This window comes from Pseudomonas fortuita (assembly GCF_026898135.2).
GTDB classification, from domain to species: domain Bacteria; phylum Pseudomonadota; class Gammaproteobacteria; order Pseudomonadales; family Pseudomonadaceae; genus Aquipseudomonas; species Aquipseudomonas fortuita.
Genome location: NZ_CP114035.2, coordinates 5,958,122 through 5,975,302, shown reverse-complemented (window position 1 = coordinate 5,975,302; position 17,181 = coordinate 5,958,122). Strand labels below are relative to the sequence as shown.

At 63.3% G+C, this 17,181-nt stretch carries 17 protein-coding genes; 8 read left to right on the top strand and 9 right to left on the bottom strand.

Features of this window, described 5'->3' with window-relative positions; genetic code table 11:
- Positions 1-22: 22 nt before the first annotated feature.
- Positions 23-502, bottom strand: coding sequence for a pantetheine-phosphate adenylyltransferase (gene coaD, locus OZ911_RS27245; protein ID WP_016489662.1), 480 nt, complete (start codon positions 500-502; stop codon positions 23-25).
- Positions 503-691: 189 nt separating this feature from the next.
- On the bottom strand, positions 692-2,122 hold the full coding sequence (locus OZ911_RS27240) for a coniferyl aldehyde dehydrogenase (protein ID WP_070086927.1): 1,431 nt from the start codon (positions 2,120-2,122) through the stop codon (positions 692-694).
- 150 nt (positions 2,123-2,272) lie between these two features.
- On the opposite strand from OZ911_RS27240, the gene OZ911_RS27235 reads away from it, so the two are divergent.
- Positions 2,273-2,938 (top strand): TetR/AcrR family transcriptional regulator, encoded by a 666-nt coding sequence (locus OZ911_RS27235; protein ID WP_016489660.1) that lies wholly within the window; start codon positions 2,273-2,275, stop codon positions 2,936-2,938.
- Between the two features lie 35 nt (positions 2,939-2,973).
- The gene (locus OZ911_RS27230; RefSeq protein WP_268968531.1) at positions 2,974-3,828 is read left to right on the top strand and encodes a sulfurtransferase; all 855 of its coding nucleotides are present in this window, start codon (positions 2,974-2,976) and stop codon (positions 3,826-3,828) included.
- Positions 3,829-3,874: 46 nt separating this feature from the next.
- Here OZ911_RS27230 and OZ911_RS27225 read toward each other — a convergent pair whose 3' ends face one another.
- The 6 genes from OZ911_RS27225 to OZ911_RS27200 all read right to left on the bottom strand — a co-directional run bounded on the left by OZ911_RS27225 (position 3,875) and on the right by OZ911_RS27200 (position 11,130).
- Entirely contained in the window at positions 3,875-4,867 is a 993-nt protein-coding gene (locus tag OZ911_RS27225; protein ID WP_023048382.1) for a hydrolase, read from the bottom strand.
- A 60-nt stretch (positions 4,868-4,927) separates the two neighbouring features.
- Positions 4,928-6,301, bottom strand: a complete 1,374-nt coding sequence (locus OZ911_RS27220) for a M16 family metallopeptidase (RefSeq protein ID WP_268968530.1) — start codon at positions 6,299-6,301, stop codon at positions 4,928-4,930.
- Positions 6,294-7,595: a M16 family metallopeptidase gene (locus OZ911_RS27215; protein WP_016489656.1), complete on the bottom strand. Its 1,302-nt coding sequence runs from the start codon at positions 7,593-7,595 to the stop codon at positions 6,294-6,296. The genes OZ911_RS27220 and OZ911_RS27215 overlap by 8 nt, the downstream gene beginning before the upstream one ends.
- 94 nt (positions 7,596-7,689) lie before the next feature.
- The gene (gene rsmD, locus OZ911_RS27210) at positions 7,690-8,292 is read right to left on the bottom strand and encodes a 16S rRNA (guanine(966)-N(2))-methyltransferase RsmD (RefSeq protein WP_016489655.1); all 603 of its coding nucleotides are present in this window, start codon (positions 8,290-8,292) and stop codon (positions 7,690-7,692) included.
- Positions 8,292-9,782: a M16 family metallopeptidase gene (locus tag OZ911_RS27205; RefSeq protein ID WP_016489654.1), complete on the bottom strand. Its 1,491-nt coding sequence runs from the start codon at positions 9,780-9,782 to the stop codon at positions 8,292-8,294. The genes rsmD and OZ911_RS27205 overlap by 1 nt, the downstream gene beginning before the upstream one ends.
- Positions 9,775-11,130: a M16 family metallopeptidase gene (locus OZ911_RS27200; RefSeq protein ID WP_023048333.1), complete on the bottom strand. Its 1,356-nt coding sequence runs from the start codon at positions 11,128-11,130 to the stop codon at positions 9,775-9,777. Before OZ911_RS27200 ends, OZ911_RS27205 begins: the two co-directional genes overlap by 8 nt.
- 231 nt (positions 11,131-11,361) lie before the next feature.
- On the opposite strand from OZ911_RS27200, the gene ftsY reads away from it, so the two are divergent.
- From ftsY to rpoH, 4 genes are all read left to right on the top strand, one after another.
- The gene (ftsY, locus tag OZ911_RS27195; RefSeq protein ID WP_023048332.1) at positions 11,362-12,906 is read left to right on the top strand and encodes a signal recognition particle-docking protein FtsY; all 1,545 of its coding nucleotides are present in this window, start codon (positions 11,362-11,364) and stop codon (positions 12,904-12,906) included.
- Between the two features lie 2 nt (positions 12,907-12,908).
- The gene (gene ftsE, locus OZ911_RS27190) at positions 12,909-13,580 is read left to right on the top strand and encodes a cell division ATP-binding protein FtsE (RefSeq protein ID WP_009684915.1); all 672 of its coding nucleotides are present in this window, start codon (positions 12,909-12,911) and stop codon (positions 13,578-13,580) included.
- Entirely contained in the window at positions 13,577-14,602 is a 1,026-nt protein-coding gene (gene ftsX, locus OZ911_RS27185) for a permease-like cell division protein FtsX (protein ID WP_016489651.1), read from the top strand. The genes ftsE and ftsX overlap by 4 nt, the downstream gene beginning before the upstream one ends.
- A 111-nt stretch (positions 14,603-14,713) precedes the next feature.
- The gene (rpoH, locus tag OZ911_RS27180) at positions 14,714-15,568 is read left to right on the top strand and encodes an RNA polymerase sigma factor RpoH (protein WP_003249083.1); all 855 of its coding nucleotides are present in this window, start codon (positions 14,714-14,716) and stop codon (positions 15,566-15,568) included.
- 134 nt (positions 15,569-15,702) lie between these two features.
- Here rpoH and mtgA read toward each other — a convergent pair whose 3' ends face one another.
- Positions 15,703-16,413, bottom strand: coding sequence for a monofunctional biosynthetic peptidoglycan transglycosylase (mtgA, locus tag OZ911_RS27175; protein ID WP_024717568.1), 711 nt, complete (start codon positions 16,411-16,413; stop codon positions 15,703-15,705).
- Positions 16,414-16,477: 64 nt separating this feature from the next.
- Between mtgA and OZ911_RS27170 the strand changes: the two genes are divergently transcribed.
- Together OZ911_RS27170 and thiS are read left to right on the top strand one after the other, a co-directional pair.
- The gene (locus OZ911_RS27170) at positions 16,478-16,849 is read left to right on the top strand and encodes a DUF423 domain-containing protein (protein WP_016489649.1); all 372 of its coding nucleotides are present in this window, start codon (positions 16,478-16,480) and stop codon (positions 16,847-16,849) included.
- 102 nt (positions 16,850-16,951) lie between these two features.
- Complete coding sequence (gene thiS, locus OZ911_RS27165; RefSeq protein ID WP_012274654.1) at positions 16,952-17,152, top strand: sulfur carrier protein ThiS; 201 nt, start codon at positions 16,952-16,954, stop codon at positions 17,150-17,152.
- Positions 17,153-17,181 lie beyond the last annotated feature (29 nt).

Below are 17,181 nucleotides of genomic sequence, written 5' to 3'. Positions count from 1 at the left end.
CGCGATAATCAGGCGATTGGGCTTACTTCTTGAAGCGTTCAGTCAGCGCTTCGGCCACCACCGGGTGGACGAACTTGCTGATATCACCACCCAGTGCGGCGATTTCCCGGACCAGGGTCGAGGAAATGAACGAATACCGCTCCGAAGGCGTCAGGAACAGGCTCTCGACATCGGGGGCCAGTTGCCTGTTCATGTTCGCCAGCTGGAACTCGTACTCGAAGTCGGACACCGCACGCAGGCCACGGAGGAAGACGTTGGCGCCCTGTTCCTTGGCGAAATGCGCCAACAGGGAGGAGAAGCCGATGACTTCGACATTGGGCAGGTGCTTGGTGACCTCACGCGCTAGCGCCACCCGCTGCTCCAGTGGGAACAGGGGGTTTTTCTTCGGGCTGGCCGCCACCGCGATGATCACGTGGTCGAACAGCCGCGAGGCGCGCTCGACCAGGTCGCCATGGCCTTTGGTAATGGGGTCGAAAGTACCCGGGTACAACACTCGGTTCATCGCGTCATCCTGGCTGGAGTGCGTTGGGGAGTCGGATGGTAGCGCAGCGACTGCGCCCGGCCAAGTCATGCGGCCAGCTGATGGCACTATAGACAGGGGCCGCAATCGTTGTCATGCACTGTGTGCCAGGCGGGCAATCAGGGCCTCGGTGAGCCTGGCACTGATGGCATACGGTGCACAGGCAGGCGCTCAGCGGATGAAAAGCTTGTAGACCAGGCGCTGCAAAGTTTTGCCGTAAGGCGGGTAGATCAGCCGTGCGGCGTTGAAGCGGTGCTTGGCGAGTATCGCCTTGGCCTTGCTGAAGGTCAGGAAACCGTCGTGGCCATGGTAGTGGCCCATGCCGGAAGGGCCGATGCCGCCGAAAGGCAGATCGTCCTGGGCTACATGCAGCAGGGTGTCGTTCAGGCAAACCCCGCCAGAGTGGGTGTGGCGCAGCACATGTTCCTGGGCGGCCCGGTCATGACCGAAGTAGTAAAGCGCCAGAGGGCGCGGGCGTTGGTTGATGTAGGCCAGCGCCTGGTCGAGGCTGTCGTAGGGCACCAGTGGCAGCAGCGGGCCGAAGATTTCGTCCTGCATTATCTGCATGCTGTCGTTGACGTCCAGCAGCAGGTGGGGTGGCAAGCGCCGGCCCTGGCGGGTTTCAGCGGGGTACAGGTCCAGTACCTGCGCACCTTTGTCGCGGGCATCGTCCAGCAGGTGCTGCAAGCGCTGAAGCTGGCGGGGGTTGATGATGGCGGTGTAGTCGGGGTTGTCGGCGATGCGTGGGTACATACGCTGCACGGCCTGCTGATAGGCGTCGCTGAAGGCTGATAGCCGTTCGCGTGGCACCAGCACATAGTCGGGGGCGACGCAGGTCTGGCCGGCGTTGAGGGTCTTGCCGAAGGCGATGCGCTCGGCGGCGCTGTCCAGCGGCACATCGGCCGACACGATGGCCGGTGACTTGCCGCCCAGCTCCAGGGTGACCGGGGTCAGGTTCTGCGCGGCAGCCAGCATGACCTGTCGGCCTACGCTGGTGGCGCCGGTGAACAGCAGATGGTCGAAGGGCAAGCGGGCGAAGGCCTGGCCCACCTCTACCTCGCCCAGCACAACGCTGACCAGGTCGGCAGGAAACACTTGCTCCAGCAATTGTTTCAAGGCTTGGGCACTGGCGGGTGTAGCTTCACTGAGTTTGAGCATGACTCTGTTGCCGGCGGCCAGGGCGCAGGTCAGCGGGCCGATGGCGAGGAACAGCGGGTAGTTCCACGGCACGATGACACCGACCACCCCCAGCGGCTGATAACGTACTTGAGCGCTGGCCGGCTGGAAGGCCAGGCCGACCCGTCGCCGGCTGGCGCGCATCCAGCGATGCAGGTGCCTTTCGGCGTGACGCAGGCCCTGTATCGAGGGCAGCAGCTCGGCCAGCAGGGTTTCGTCGGCGCTACGCCCGCCAAAGTCCTCGCTGATGGCCTCGATCAATCCGGCCTGGCCGGCCAGCAGGGCTTCGCGCAGGCTTCTCAGCCATTGCAGGCGCTGGGCAGCCGGCGGCAGGGGGGTGCCGGCAAATGCCTGGCGCTGGGCAGCGAACATCGCTGCGAGGTCGAGGTCGGATTGCACTGAGGACAAGGCACTGGGCGCGTTCATGGCGGCTTCGGATCCGGGCAGTGAGTGCCTAGAGCCTATACTCTAATCTGCACGATGGTGCGAATTTTTCCGTGGCGTCGAACGGTGCTTCCACCAGCAATACGCCGTAAGATGATCCTTTGATGAAGGCCCGCAGACTGGGAGCTGAGCATGGCCCCGCGCATGAAGACCCGAGAGCGCATCGTGCAGAACAGCCTGGAGTTGTTCAACGAGCAGGGCGAACGCAGCGTCAGTACCAACCACATTGCCGCGCACATGGAAATCTCGCCCGGCAATCTGTATTACCACTTCCCCAACAAGCAGGCGATCATTGCCCTGTTGTTCAGCCAGTATGAAGAACTGGTCGACAGCTTCCTGCGCCCGCCCCAAGGCCGCAAGGCCACCGTGGAGGACAAGCGCTTCTACCTCAAGGCCTTGTTGGCGGCGATGTGGAACTACCGCTTCCTGCACCGCGACCTGGAGCACCTGCTGGACAGTGACGCGGAACTTGCCGCCCGTTACCGGCGTTTTTCCGAGCGCTGCCTGCGCCAGGGCCAGGCGATCTACCGTGGCTTTGTCGACGCGGGGATCCTGGCCATGGTACCGGCGCAGATCGAATCGCTGACCATCAATGCCTGGATCGTGCTGACGTCCTGGGTTCGTTTTCTCAGCACCACGCGTGAGCATTCCGCGCATCTGGGTGAAGAAGCCTTCAAGCGGGGCGTCTATCAGGTGCTGGTGCTGGAACTGGGCTTCGTCACCGACAACGCCCGCGCCGCCGTGGACGCCCTGTGCCAGGAATTCCATGTACCGTTCAACCAGGCTCTGGAGCGCTAGCCCAGGGCCCTAGTGCCATCGATCAGGAGATTGTCATGCCCCTTGCGCAATTGATCACCCCGCAGCAGTTGGCCGAGCGATTGGGCTCGCCCAAGTTGGTGGTCCTCGACTGTCGCTTTGCCCTCGAGGATGTGGACTATGGCCAACGCAGCTATGCCCAAGGGCATATTGCCGGGGCGCATTTTGCCGACCTGGACCGCGACCTGAGCGGGCCGGTGAGCAAGGGGCGCACCGGGCGTCATCCACTGCCAGATGCGCAGCGGCTGGTCGCGCGCCTGCGTGAGTGGGGCCTGGACAACGACAGCGAGGTGGTGCTGTACGACGATGGCCCGGGTGCCTTTGCCGCCCGGGCCTGGTGGCTGCTGGTCTGGCTGGGCAAGCGCAACGGTGTGGCGATCCTCGACGGTGGCCTGAAGGCCTGGCATGCGGCGCACATGCCGTTGAGCCTGGACTCACCGCCCAAACGCGAAGGCACCTTCAGTGGTGAGCCGGATGCCAAGCTGCTGATCGATGCCGACCACTTGGGCAAGCGTCTCGGGAGCACAGACCTGACCTTGATCGACGCGCGAGCCGTGCCGCGTTTTCGCGGTGAGGTGGAGCCGATCGACCCGGTGGCGGGGCATATTCCCGGGGCCCAGTGCGCGGCGTTTACCGACAACCTGGGGGCTGATGGGCGCTTCTTGCCTGTGGATCAACTCAAGCAGCGCTTTGCCGAAAAGCTGGCCGGGCGGGCACCGGAGCAGTTGGTATCTTACTGCGGGTCTGGGGTGACGGCTTGCCATAACCTGTTTGCGATGGCGCTGGCGGGGTACCCGCTGGGCAAGCTGTACGCCGGGTCGTGGAGCGAGTGGATCAACAACCCGCAGCGTGCCGTAGCTACCGGCGAGTAAGCAGGCCCGGCGATCAGGCCGGTATTGCCAATGAAAACTGCGGTGCTTACTGGCCTTCGACCAGCCACTGCGGAATCCGCCGCTCCAGGTAATACCCTGGGTGACGCAGGCTGCCATCGACGAAGCCCACATGGCCACCGCGGCTGTGCAGTTCGAAGCGTGTTTGGGGTGCCAGTTCACGGGCCGTAGGCAGGCTATGGGCGGACACGAACGGGTCATCGCTGGAATGGATGATCAGCGTCGGCGTGCGGTTGTGGCTGAGAAAGAAGTGGCTCGATGAGCGACGATAATAATCGTGCACATCTCGAAACCCGTTGAGTGGGGCAGTGACTTTGCCGTCGAAGTCCCAGAATGTGCGCAGGTTGCTCAATTGCCCCAGCCGCTCCAGCGCCGCCAGCCGTTCATGCTGGCCCTGGTCGTGGAAGTGCCGCTGCTTGAGCTGAACGTACGCCAGCATCTCGCGCATGAAATGCGCCTGATACACCTTGGAGAACCCCTGGCCGATACGGTCGGCACAGTGGTCCAGGCGAAATGGCACCGACACTGCAACTGCCGCCTCCAGCTGGCTGGCAACGCCGCTTTCGCCCAGGTATTTCAACAGCACATTACCACCCAATGAGTAACCCACGGCATACAGCGGGGCCAACGGGCGCTGGGCGCGCAGGTGACTGACAATTTCCGCCAGGTCTTCGCTGGCACCGGAGTGGTAGCTGCGTGGCAACAGGTTGGGCTCGCCTGAGCAACCACGCCAGTTCACCGCCACGCTGGCCCAGTTGCGACGTTGCAACGCTTGCTGCAAGCCTTTTACATAAGGTGATTGAGACGATCCGGTCAGGCCATGCAGCACGAGTACCAGTGGCGCTTGTGGCTGATGCGGGCCGTGCCAGTCGAGGTCGATGAAGTCGCCGTCGGCCAGCCACAAGCGCTCGCGGTTGCGCTGCAGGTCTGGCAGTTTGCGCCACAGCGGCCCCCACAGCGTTTGCAGGTGGGGGTTGGACAGGCCGATGGCCGGACGGAAGGTGGCGCTTTGGCTGGGCATGCTGGGCAACTCGTGATGTGCCTGCCTAGAGTGCCATGAAAAAGCGCCACTGTACCTGCGCTATTGGTCGGTGGCTGGCAGCGGCTGTTGCTCGGCGCGTGGGCCGACACTGACACGTACTGCGTTGCTCAGATCCAGCCGACGCTGCATGACGGCGCTGACGTCTTCTGGTGTCAGCCTGGCGAGGCGCTCGATGCGGGTGGCGAGATAATCGGCGGGCTGGCGTTGATAGGTGATCTGCGTGAGCAAGGCTGCCAGGTGCTTGTTCTGTGCCACATCGCGCAGCAGTTGTCCTGCCAGCTGTTTACGCGCCACTTGCAGCTCGGCCTGGGTTGGCCCTTGGTCGATGAACTCGCGCAGCAAGGTCACCACCAGTTCTTGAGAGCCTTCGACATACGCGGGCGTGATGTCCCATTCGGCGCTGAACAGGCCACCCGCGCTCAATGCATTTACCCGGGTATGGATGCCATACGTCAACCCGCGGCGGTGCCGCAGTTCATTCATCAAGCGGGATGCGATTCCCGACCCTAGCACCTCGTTGGCCAGCACCATGGCCTGATATTCCGGATGATGGGCGGGTATGCCCATGGGTAACGCAATCAGGACGGCACTGCTCGCGCCAGGCTGTTCGACGTTGAGCGTGGTGCCGGCTGCCGGGGCAGCCGTCGGCAGCTCGATTGCGGACCAGCCTTGGGGTAGGGCCTGACTGATCCGTTGTGCAATGGCCTGGGCCTGTGCAACGGAAACGTCACCCACTATCACGATGTCCAGGTTGCTTGCGCAGTAGGCACGTTGGTGGAAGCGCTTCAGATCCTCAGGCGTAGTCTGGTCTATCCCTTGCTGAGTGCTCCCCAGTGGGTTGCCACATTGATGCCCACTGAACAAATGACGAAAGGCTTCGCTGCGCGCCCTAAGGCGGGGGTATTGCTCACGAGATGCATTGTGCCGCAGCAGTTGGCATTTTATCTTGGCTAACGCGTCGGCGGTGAAGGCAGGGCGTGCGACGAGGTCAGTGAAAAGCGCCAGCGCCGGGTCGAACAGCGCATGGGTGCTCAGGCTTCGCAGGCTCAGGGTCGCGTGCTCCAGGCGTATCTGTTTCTCCAAAACAGCCCCCAGGCGCTCCAGTTGCTCTGCTTGCTGGGTGGCGGTGTGCAGCTGGCTGCCTTCGTCGAGCATGTACAACACCAGGGATGCCAGGCCGGGGAGTGCGGTGTCCTGAGTCGTGCCGGCCTTGAATCGCAGCACGATATCGACAATTGGCAGCCCTCGGGCTTCGACGAATTTCACACCTGTGCCGTTATCTGTGGTCCACGCTTGCACCTGCGTATCAATGGGTTCCAAGCGGTCAAGATCAACCCCCTGGGCCGAAACCAGGCCACCATGAACTGGACTGATCGCAGCAGGACGCTGTGGGTTTGAGCTCAAGTCATTCATCAGCGCTTGCCTTCTGGTACGTAAAGGTAATGGTGGTCCGGGATTCGGTCAGGAAGTCATAGGCAGCCAGGCCTACCTGCTCGGCTGTCACGGCTTCGATGGCTTGCCGTTCATCCTCCAGTGCAACAGGGTCCAGGCCACAGGCGGCCTGCTTGCCAATGGCATCTGCCTGGTGACTGATATCGTCCCTGTCGAATAATTGCCCGGCCAGAAGCCGTGCCTTGGCGCGCTGGAGGTCTTCTTTGCCGGGCGCTGACTGGCGGAACGCTTCGATCTCCATCAGCAGCCGTTCTGCCGCCGCCTCGGGTGCCACTTGCGGGCTGCAGAACGCGTAAATGATGAGCAGGCTGTCCCCACGCTGCCAGGGCTCGTACTTCGCCCCCACACCTTGCAGTAGCGGTTCATCGTGCACCAGCAGGCGCTGGAGGATGCTGGCTTGGCCTTGGGCAAGAATCTGGGGTAGCAGGCGCAGTGCATATGCTTGTGACTCAGACTGGGCGGTGCATTGACTGGGTAGGTTGAAACTGATGATCACACCCGTGCGCAGGCCTTGCTGGCGCAGGGTTTGGACGCGCCGAGCCAGCGAGGAGGGCTCTGCAGGTATTTGCCGGGCTGGCAGGCGATGCGCGGGGATCGCTGCAAAATGTCGCGTTACCAGCGTTTGCAGTTGCGCCAGGGTAATGGCGCCGGCCACTGCAAGCGTCGCGTTGTTGGGGTGATACCAGGTCTGGTACCAGGTGCGTGCCGCCGCAGGCGTCATGTGGCCAAGGTCGGTCTTGTGGCCGATCACAGGCGTACCATAGCCGCTGTTGCCATAGGCCAGCAGCAGATGATGCTCCAGAGCCAATGCCCACGGGTTGTTATCGACATCCTCGCGTCGTTCGGCCATGACAACCGCCAGTTCGCGGGCAAAGGGTGCATCGCTGAGGGTGGCACTGGCCATGATATCGGCCATGGCTTCCAGGGCGATCTCCAGGCGGCTGGCTGGCAACGTCAGCGGGAAGGCCGTGGCATCCGTGAGGGTGAATGCATTTGCCTCACCACCCAACTGGGTCATGAGGGCGGAGTATTGGCCGCCAGCCAGTTTGCTGCTGCCTTCGAACAACAAATGTTCAAGGGCATGCGAAAGGCCGGTATGGCCTTCGGGCTCGTAGCTGGAACCCACGTGATACCAAAGCTGCACGCTGACCAGAGGTGCGCGGTGGTCTTCACGCAGACAGACGCGCAGGCCATTGGCGAGGGTAAAAGCACTTACCCGGCTAGCCGGTGTGGGCGGGGAGGGGTGTTCGGTCATGGTTGAAGTGCTCCTTCAAGAAACAAAGGAGCAGCTTCAGCCACGCAGGCGGCGGGAATGCGGTAACTAAGTAAGCCAAACCCGGTTTACCGGGTCATCCTCGCTGCCAGAGCGCGTAATGCACCTGGCCGGTTTTCTTCTCGCGGTGCAGGCGCCAGTTGCCGGGCATCGGCAGTGTTGACGGCGCCGCTTCGCTTTCGGTGTAGATCAGCGCCTGTTCGCCCAGCCACTGGTTCTGCTCCAGCAGGTTGCAGGTGTTGGCCAGCAGGTCCTTGTGGAACGGCGGGTCGAGGAACACCACGTCGAACTGCTGCTTGGCCGGGCCTTGCAGGTAGCGCAGGGCATCGGTTTGCAGAATTTGCCCGCGCGGGCAACGAAGGATCTCGAGGTTGTTCTTCAGGTTGCCGATCGCCGCGGGGTTGCTGTCCAGTGCCACGGCATCCTTGGCGCCGCGAGACAGGGCTTCGAGCACCAGGGCACCGCTGCCGGTGAAGGCATCCAGTATGCGGGCACCCTCGATGTGCGGCGCCAGCCAGTTGAACAAGGTTTCGCGCACGCGGTCTGGCGTTGGCCGCAGGCCTTCACCTTCCGGTACCGCCAGGCGGCGGCTACGCCACTCGCCGGCGATGATGCGCAGGTGGCCCTGGCCCTTGCTTTGGCCCGATTGCGGGCGGGCGGGAGGGGTGGATCTTGGCATTAGTGCTCCGGTACCCCGAGCGCTTGCTCGGAGGGCTTTTCAGTAGGTGCTGGCAGGGGTTTCTGTGGCACTTTCGGGCCCACGGTGACGATCACCAGTTTATCGGCTGACAGGTGTTTGTTCATGGCTGCCTTGACCTGCTCGACGGTGAGGGCCTGGGACTGCTGCATGAAGTCTTCCAGCCAGGTCAGCGGCAGATTGTAGAAACCGATTGCACCCAATTGGCCGACGATGCTGGCGTTGCTGGCATTGGACAGCGGGAAGCTGCCGGCCAGTTCGCGCTTGGCATCGTCAAGCTCTTGCTGGGTGGGGCCTGTCGAGAGGTAGTCGGCAAGTATGCCCTGCACCAGCTTGAGCGTGCCTTCACTGAGCTCGGCACGGGTCTGCAGGTTGATCATGAACGGGCCACGCACCTGCATGGGGCTGAACACCGAGTACACGCCGTAGGTCAGGCCACGCTTTTCACGCACTTCGCTCATCAGCCGGGTACCGAAGGCACCACCGCCGAGGATCTGGTTGCCCAGCGACAAGGCTGGCCAATCCGGGTCTTGGCGGTCGATACCCAGTTCTGCCAGCATCAGGTGGGTCTGTTTGGACGGGAAGTCGATGTGGGTCAGGCCAGCCTTGGCTTCGCTGGGCTGGGCCGGCGCGGCAAGCGCCGGGCCCTTGGGCAGGCCTGCCGAAACCTGGGCAGCGATGGCTTCGGCCTCGGCCCGGCTGAGGTCGCCGACCAGTGCGATCACCGCGTTGCCACCGGTATAAGCCTTGGCGTGGAAGGCACGCAATTGTTCCAGGGTAATGCCGTTGATGGTTTCTGCGGTGCCATCGCTTGGGTGGGCGTAGGGGTGGTCACCATAAAGGTTGCCGAACAGGGCCTTGCCCGCGATCTTGCCGGGGTTCTGCTTTTCGTATTCAAAGCCGGCCAGCATCTGGTTCTTGATGCGCTTGAGGGCGTCCTCGGGGAAGGTCGGCTTGCCTGCCACTTCGGTGAACAGTTTGAGCGCAGGCTCACGTTTGTCCTTGGCGCTGAGGCTGCGCAGCGACGCCACAGCCATGTCGCGGTAGGAGCCGTTGCCAAAGTCTGCGCCCAGGCCTTCAAAACCTTCGGCGATGGCGGTTACGTCCTTACCGGCCACACCCTCGTTGAGCATGGCGTTGGTCAGCGCCGCCACGCCGGGTGTTCCACCGTCCTGGCTGCTGCCGGCGGCGAAGGTGACGCGCAGGTCGAACATCGGCAGTTCGCGGGCTTCGACGAACAGCACCCGGGCACCCTCAGCGGTGCTCCAGTGCTGAATGTTCAGCTGGCGCCGGCTGGGGGCCTTGCCATCCAGCTCGGCCAGCGACTGCAACGTGTTGGCCGGCCGGGCGGCGCTGTTGTCAGCCTTGGCGGAGTTGTCGGCCATGGCCGGTGCGGCCAGCACTGCCGCCAGCGCCAGGGCGCGGATGCCGGTGGCCAGCAGGGTTGGGCGTGGTGCGCGACGATCACTCATGAGCGGACTCCTCGGGCAGTACATGGGCAACGCTCAGGCGTTCACGGGTGAAATAGGTGCGCGCGGCGTTCTGGATGTCCTGCGGGGTGACTTGCTTGAGCTCGTCCAGCTCGCTGTCGATCAGTTTCCAGGACAGGCCGACGGTTTCCAGCTGGCCGATGGTGGTGGCCTGGCTGCTGATGGAGTCACGGTCGTAGACCAGGCCCGCAATGACTTGAGCGCGCACGCGTTCGAGCTCTTCGGCGCTGGGCGGGGTGGTCTTGAGTTCTTCAAGCAATTGCCAGATGCCTTTTTCCACATCGTCGAGGGTTTTCTGCTTCTGCACATTCGGCGTGGCCGAGATCAGGAACAGGCTGTCGCCGCGGGTGAAGGCGTTGTAGCTGGACGAGGCGCCGGCGACCAGCTCCTGGCCACGCTCCAGGCGTGCCGGCATGCGCGCGCTGTAACCGCCGTCGAGCAGTGCCGAGATCAGGCGCAGGGCATGCACGGTGCGCGGATCTTTGGCGGTGGGCAGGCCGGGCACGTTGAAGCCATAGATCAGGCTGGGCAGTTGGGTGCGTACGTGCAGGGTCAGCTGGCGCTGGCCAGGTTCGGCCAGCTCCAGGGGCAGTTTGGCTGGCGGTACGGCACGCTTGGGAATGCTGCCGAAGTACTTCTGCGCCAGGCCCTTGACCTCGTCGGCGGTGACATCGCCGACCACCACCAGAGTGGCATTGTTGGGGGCGTACCAGGATTCGTACCAGTGGCGCAGCTCTTCGACCTTCATGCGCTCCAGGTCGGCCATCCAGCCGATGGTCGGCGTGTGGTAGCCGCTGGCCGGATAGGCCATGGCGCGGAACAGCTCGAACGCCTTGGAATTGGGCTGATCGTCGGTGCGCAGGCGGCGCTCTTCCTTGATCACCTCGATTTCGCGGCTGAATTCGTCGGCCGGCAGGCGCAGGCTGGCCAAGCGGTCGGCCTCCAGCTCCAGGGCGACCGGCAATCGGTCACGGGCCAGTACTTGGTAATAGGCGGTGTAGTCGTCGCTGGTAAAGGCGTTTTCTTCGGCGCCCAGGTCACGCAGGATGCGTGAAGCTTCGCCGGGGCCGACCTTGGCGCTGCCCTTGAACATCATGTGTTCCAGCGCATGAGACAAGCCGGTCTGGCCGGGGGTTTCGTAGCTGGAGCCGACCTTGTACCAGATCTGCGAGACCACCACCGGCGCGCGATGGTCTTCGCGCACGACCACCTTCAGGCCATTGTCGAGGATGAATTCGTGGGTGGGCTGCACATCGGCGGCGAAGGCGGCCAGTGGCAGGCACAGCGTGCCGAGCAACAGGCCAGCGGCGCGGCGGGCTAGAGCATTCATAAGGTGTTTAACCTGTTCGGCGGCCCGCTGGGTTTAGCGTCGACGGGCCAGGAGGTGCTAGGATACTGATCCGGTTGCCTGGCGACCATGCCTGTCGCCGTTCTGGCCCACAGGACACTACGACAAAACGTTGCGCATGAACCAGCCGGCTTCAAGATAGTCTGTTCTGCGTAGAGAGAATTCCCGATGTGCCATTGCTGGCTCATCGCTACCCTGAGATAGCCGTCCTCCATGTTTGGTTCCAACGACGACAAAAAAGCGCCGGCCGAGGCTGGCGAGAAGAAAGGCCTGTTCAGCTGGTTTCGCAAGAAGCCGCAGCAACCTGTCGCCGAACAGCCACAAGTCCCTGAATCCCAGGCTGCAGAGCCTGTAGCGCCGCCGTCTGCCGTCGAGCACCCTGAAGCTGCTCCGGTCGAGCCGGTGGTTGCTGAAGCACCCGCAACTGCAACTGAGGCCCCTCGGGCTGCTGAGCCAGCTCCTGCCCCGGTGGCTGCCCCGGTTCCTGAGCCAGTACCTGCCCCGGTGGTTGCACCGGTCCCTGAGCCAGCACCTGCCCTGGTGGTTACCCCAGCTCCTGAGCCGGCCCCCGCCCCTGTGGGAGCGGGCGTGCCCGCGAATGCGGAACCTGCGGCCCCGCAGCTCGAAACCCCTGCGCCAGTTGCAGCCCCGGCCCATCAGGCTGTCGAACCCCCGGTCAGCAACCTGGTCCTGCCCGTTGCCGAGGAGCCCGTCGCGCTCGTCCCTGACCTGGAGCCTAAGGCCCCGCCAGCGATTCCCGAGCGTCCGGTAACAGAGCCCGTGCAGGCAGAGCCCGAGCCTGTCGCTGCCGCAACCGTTGCCGAACAAGCCAAGCCCGGCTTCTTTGCCCGCCTCAAGCAGGGCTTGTCCAAGACCAGCGCCAGCATCGGCGAAGGCATGGCCAGCCTGTTCCTCGGCAAGAAGGTCATCGACGATGACCTGCTCGACGAAATCGAGACGCGCCTGCTGACCGCCGACGTCGGTGTAGAAGCCACCTCGGCCATCGTCCAGAACCTGACCCAGAAGGTCGCACGCAAGCAGCTGGCCGACGCCGACGCGCTGTACAAGTCGCTGCAGGAAGAACTGGCCGCGTTGCTGCGCCCGGTCGAGCAGCCGCTGAAAGTGCAGGCGCAGAACAAACCCTATGTGATCCTGGTGGTCGGCGTGAACGGCGCCGGCAAGACCACCACCATCGGCAAACTGGCGAAAAAACTGCAGCTCGAAGGCAAGAAAGTGATGCTGGCTGCCGGTGACACCTTCCGTGCTGCGGCGGTCGAGCAGTTGCAGGTGTGGGGCGAGCGTAATCAGATTCCGGTGATTGCCCAGCATACCGGCGCCGACTCTGCGTCGGTGATCTTCGACGCAGTGCAGGCCGCCAAGGCCCGTGGCGCCGACGTGCTGATCGCCGACACTGCCGGCCGCCTGCACACCAAAGACAACCTGATGGAGGAGCTGAAAAAGGTCCGCCGGGTCATCGGCAAGCTGGACGCCGACGCACCGCACGAGGTGTTGCTGGTACTCGATGCCGGCACCGGCCAGAACGCCATCAGCCAGGCCAAGTACTTCAACCAGAGCGTCGAACTGACCGGTCTGGCCCTGACCAAGCTGGACGGCACTGCCAAAGGCGGGGTGATCTTCGCCCTGGCCAAGCAGTTCAACATCCCGATTCGCTTCATCGGTGTCGGTGAAGGTATCGATGACCTGCGCACCTTCGAAGCCGAGCCGTTCGTGAAGGCTCTGTTCGCCGAGCGAGACTGACCATGATCCGATTCGAACAGGTTGCCAAGCGCTATCCCAACGGTCATGTGGGTTTGCATGAGCTGAGTTTCCGGGCGCGCCGGGGCGAATTCCTGTTCGTCACCGGCCACTCGGGCGCTGGCAAGAGCACCTTGCTGCGTCTGTTGCTGGCCATGGAGCGCCCGACCAGCGGCAAGCTCATGCTGGCAGGGCAGGACCTGGGCCAGATCAGCAATGCGCAGATCCCGTTCCTGCGTCGGCAGATCGGCGTGGTGTTCCAGAACCACCAATTGTTGTTCGACCGCACCGTGTTCAACAACATCGCCTTGCCCCTGCAGATTCTTGGCCTGTCCAAGGCCGAGATCGCCAAACGTGTGGACTCGGCCCTGGAGCGTGTCTCGCTGGCCGACAAGGGCGAGCTGTTCCCGGCCGACCTGTCTACCGGGCAGCAGCAGCGGGTGGGTATCGCCCGCGCCATCGTTCACCAGCCGGCCCTGCTGCTGGCCGACGAACCCACCGGTAACCTCGACCCGCGCCTGGCAGCAGAGATCATGGGTGTGTTCGAGGACATCAACCGCCTGGGGACCACGGTATTGATCGCCAGCCACGATCTGGCACTGATTGCGCGCATGCGCCACCGCATGCTGACCTTGCAGCGCGGCCGCTTGATCGGCGATGGGGAGGCCGGGCAATGAGCACTACACGTACGCCGAAGGTTTCCGAGCGGGTTGCGCCAAAGCCTGCCGACCCGCAGCCGACGAAGAAAAAGCGCGGCGAAGACGATGACGGCCCGGATTTCCGTACGCTGCTGCATGCCTGGCTGGAAAGCCACCGTGCCAGCATGGCCGACAGCCTGCGCCGCCTGGGCAAGCAGCCGATCGGCAGCTTTTTCACCTGCCTGGTGATGGCGGTGGCGCTGAGCATGCCCATGGGCCTGTCGTTGCTGCTGAAGAACGTCGAGCAGCTTGGCGGTTCGTGGCAGCGCGCTGCGCAAATATCGCTGTACCTCAAGCTCGATGCTGGCAGCCGCGATGGCGAAGCGCTGCGCGACGAGATCAAGGGCATGCCGGGTGTGGCGGACGCGCAATTCGTCAGCCGCGAGCAGGCACTGGAAGAATTCCAGCAGCAGTCCGGTCTGGGCGAGGCCCTGCGCGAACTGCCCGACAACCCGCTACCAGGGGTGGTGGTAGTGACCCCGACCGAGGTCGACAAGCCGGCCCTGGACGCCTTGCGTCAGCGCCTGTCGGAGCTGCCGCGGGTGGAAGTGGCGCAACTGGACCTGGTGTGGGTCGAGCGCCTGGCGGCAATCCTCAAACTGGGTGACCGCTTTGTCTTCGGCCTGGCCGTGATGCTGATTTCTGCGCTTCTGTTAGTAATCGGTAACACAATTCGTCTACACATTGAAAACCGCCGTGTGGAAATCGAAGTGATCAAGCTGGTAGGCGGCACTGACGCCTACGTGCGCCGGCCTTTCCTGTACATGGGCGCCCTGTATGGCCTGGGTGCGGGCCTGCTGGCTTGGGGTATCCTGGCGTTTGGCCTGAACTGGCTCAACGACGCGGTGGTAGGGCTTTCCGGGCTGTACGGCAGTGACTTCGCCCTGGGTGGGGTGCCGGCGTCCGATGGTCTGTCGCTCTTGATCGGAGCGGTGTTGTTGGGGTATATCGGTGCATGGATTGCCGTCGCCCGCCACTTGAACGAGCTGGCGCCGCGATAGTTTTTACGTGCCAGCATTGACATTTTCTTCACTACGGAACTTGTACCGTCGTTCCAGGTCAATGTTGGCAGTGCCCACAAGGCGCGAGTTTAGTAAGTCGGAGGTTCTTGAATGACCACATCGTTGCAACCTGCCTATGCCCTGGTACCCGGTGCAAACCTGGAAGCCTATGTGCACACGGTCAACAGCATTCCGCTGCTGACGGTCGAGCAGGAGCGTGATCTGGGCGAGCGTCTCTATTATGAGCAGGATGTCGAGGCCGCTCGTCAAATGGTGATGGCCCACCTGCGTTTCGTCGTACATATCGCCCGTAGCTATGCAGGCTACGGGCTGGCCCAGGCCGACCTGATCCAGGAAGGCAACGTCGGCCTGATGAAAGCCGTCAAGCGCTTCAACCCGGAGATGGGCGTGCGCCTGGTGTCGTTCGCCGTGCACTGGATCAAGGCAGAAATCCACGAGTTCATCCTGCGCAACTGGCGCATCGTCAAGGTGGCCACCACCAAGGCCCAGCGCAAGCTGTTTTTCAACCTGCGCAGCCAGAAGAAGCGTCTTGCCTGGCTGAACAACGACGAAGTGCATCGCGTGGCAGAAAGCCTTGGTGTCGAGCCGCGTGAAGTGCGCGAGATGGAAAGCCGCCTCAGTGGCCAGGACATGGCCTTCGACCCGGCAGCAGAAGCTGACGACGACAGCGCCTTCCAGTCGCCTGCGCATTACCTGGAAGACCACCGTTACGACCCGGCGGTGCAGTTGGAAGATGCCGATTGGAGCGACAACTCCACCAGCAACCTGCACGAGGCACTGCAAGGTCTGGACGAACGTAGCCGCGATATTCTCTACCAGCGCTGGCTGGCGGAAGAGAAGGCCACGTTGCATGAGCTGGCCGACAAGTACAGCGTATCGGCTGAGCGGATTCGCCAGCTGGAGAAGAATGCGATGAACAAGGTCAAGGCACTGATCGCAGCCTGATCGAGCCTTGGTTGTAGAGAAAGCCGCTGGCCCCGATGGGGCGAGCGGCTTTTTTGTGCTCGGCGTGAATGTTGTGACGCCCGTGAGATCGAGCGCCGCGCGGGCGGCGCTCGATTTGCGCATCACCGCAAAACTCAAAGCTTGCGCGATGTATCCAGCTGCATCAGGTAACCGGGCCCGCCCAACTGGCTCATTTGCCGGCGAATCCAGCCAGCCCGGCTGGCCACGTAGGTACTTGGCCTGCTGGCACTCCACTTGATCGGGCTTGGCAGCACCGCAGCCAGTTGTGCGGCCTGCTGGCGGCTGAGTCGGCTGGCATCGACACCAAAGTGATAGCGCGCCGCCGCCTGCGCACCAAACACGCCCTTGCCCCATTCGGCACTGTTCAGGTAAACCTCGAGAATGCGCTCTTTCGACCAGAACAGCTCAATCAGCGCGGTGAACCAGGCCTCTAGCCCTTTACGGAACCAACTGCGCCCGGACCACAGGAACAGGTTCTTGGCCACTTGCTGGGTCAGGGTGCTGGCCCCGCGCACATTGCCGCCACGCTCGTTGTAGGCCAGCGCCGCCTGGATGGCCGGGATGTCGAACCCCCAGTGAGTGGCGAATTTTTGGTCCTCGCCAGCAATGACCGCGACCTTGAGCTCATCGGAGATGTTCTCCCACGGCTCCCAGTCGCGCTGCAGGTCGATCGGCTCGCCATTAACCCAGGACTGGACCTTTCGCTCGACCATCAGCGCCGTGCCGGGCGGTGGCACCCAGCGGAACACCAGTACCAGCACGACGCTGCCGGCAGCGAACCAGAGCAGGGCGCGGAAGAGGCGACGGATAAAGGTTGGCAGCATGGCGATGGCTTGGCCGTACGGGTGGAAGGGGCCATTATACAGACCCGATACAAGGAGTCGTCCCATGCTTCGCAGCTTCCTGATGCTTGCCGCCTTTTTCGGCTTTACCGGGGTCGCCCTGGGTGCCTTCGCCGCCCATGGCCTGAAAAGCCGGCTGACGGCAGACTACCTGGCGATCTTCCACACTGGCGTGACCTACCAGCTGGTGCATGCCCTGGCGATCTTCGGTGTCGCCGTGCTCTCGGCGCACCTGCCCGGGCGCCTGGTTGGCTGGGCTGGCGGCCTGTTTGCGCTAGGGATAGTGCTGTTTTCCGGCAGCCTGTACCTGCTGACCCTCAGCGGGGTGGGCAAGCTGGGCATGATCACCCCGATTGGCGGCCTGTGCTTCCTGGCCGGCTGGCTGTGCCTGGGCCTGGCAGCTTGGCGACTGGGCTGACCGAGTGGTCCACAATCGCGACTAATGGCGTGCACCGGCCTTGGGTTGCAGGCCGGTTCGGCGCTAGAATGCGGGCCCCAAAGAACAATGGTGGCCGTGCGCATGCGCATTCAACTGAACGGTGAACCTTACGAACTGCCTGCTGGCGAAAGCGTTGCAGCCCTGCTGACGCGCCTGGAGCTGGCCGGGCGCCGTGTGGCAGTGGAACTGAACCTGGATATCGTGCCGCGTAGCCAGCACGACAGCACGCTGCTGAACGACGGCGACCAGGTCGAAGTGGTCCACGCCATCGGTGGCGGCTGACAGCAGCCCGGCGGTTTACAAGCAAGCCC

Bases quoted from the DNA above. Each gene is read 5' to 3' on its own strand.
- coaD (WP_016489662.1), bottom strand. From the start codon at position 502: ATGAACCGAGTGTTGTACCCGGGTACTTTCGACCCCATTACCAAAGGC.
- OZ911_RS27240 (WP_070086927.1), bottom strand. From the start codon at position 2,122: ATGAACGCGCCCAGTGCCTTGTCCTCAGTGCAATCCGACCTCGACCTC.
- OZ911_RS27235 (WP_016489660.1), top strand. From the start codon at position 2,273: ATGGCCCCGCGCATGAAGACCCGAGAGCGCATCGTGCAGAACAGCCTG.
- OZ911_RS27230 (WP_268968531.1), top strand. From the start codon at position 2,974: ATGCCCCTTGCGCAATTGATCACCCCGCAGCAGTTGGCCGAGCGATTG.
- OZ911_RS27225 (WP_023048382.1), bottom strand. From the start codon at position 4,867: ATGCCCAGCCAAAGCGCCACCTTCCGTCCGGCCATCGGCCTGTCCAAC.
- OZ911_RS27220 (WP_268968530.1), bottom strand. From the start codon at position 6,301: ATGAATGACTTGAGCTCAAACCCACAGCGTCCTGCTGCGATCAGTCCA.
- OZ911_RS27215 (WP_016489656.1), bottom strand. From the start codon at position 7,595: ATGACCGAACACCCCTCCCCGCCCACACCGGCTAGCCGGGTAAGTGCT.
- rsmD (WP_016489655.1), bottom strand. From the start codon at position 8,292: ATGCCAAGATCCACCCCTCCCGCCCGCCCGCAATCGGGCCAAAGCAAG.
- OZ911_RS27205 (WP_016489654.1), bottom strand. From the start codon at position 9,782: ATGAGTGATCGTCGCGCACCACGCCCAACCCTGCTGGCCACCGGCATC.
- OZ911_RS27200 (WP_023048333.1), bottom strand. From the start codon at position 11,130: ATGAATGCTCTAGCCCGCCGCGCCGCTGGCCTGTTGCTCGGCACGCTG.
- ftsY (WP_023048332.1), top strand. From the start codon at position 11,362: ATGTTTGGTTCCAACGACGACAAAAAAGCGCCGGCCGAGGCTGGCGAG.
- ftsE (WP_009684915.1), top strand. From the start codon at position 12,909: ATGATCCGATTCGAACAGGTTGCCAAGCGCTATCCCAACGGTCATGTG.
- ftsX (WP_016489651.1), top strand. From the start codon at position 13,577: ATGAGCACTACACGTACGCCGAAGGTTTCCGAGCGGGTTGCGCCAAAG.
- rpoH (WP_003249083.1), top strand. From the start codon at position 14,714: ATGACCACATCGTTGCAACCTGCCTATGCCCTGGTACCCGGTGCAAAC.
- mtgA (WP_024717568.1), bottom strand. From the start codon at position 16,413: ATGCTGCCAACCTTTATCCGTCGCCTCTTCCGCGCCCTGCTCTGGTTC.
- OZ911_RS27170 (WP_016489649.1), top strand. From the start codon at position 16,478: ATGCTTCGCAGCTTCCTGATGCTTGCCGCCTTTTTCGGCTTTACCGGG.
- thiS (WP_012274654.1), top strand. From the start codon at position 16,952: ATGCGCATTCAACTGAACGGTGAACCTTACGAACTGCCTGCTGGCGAA.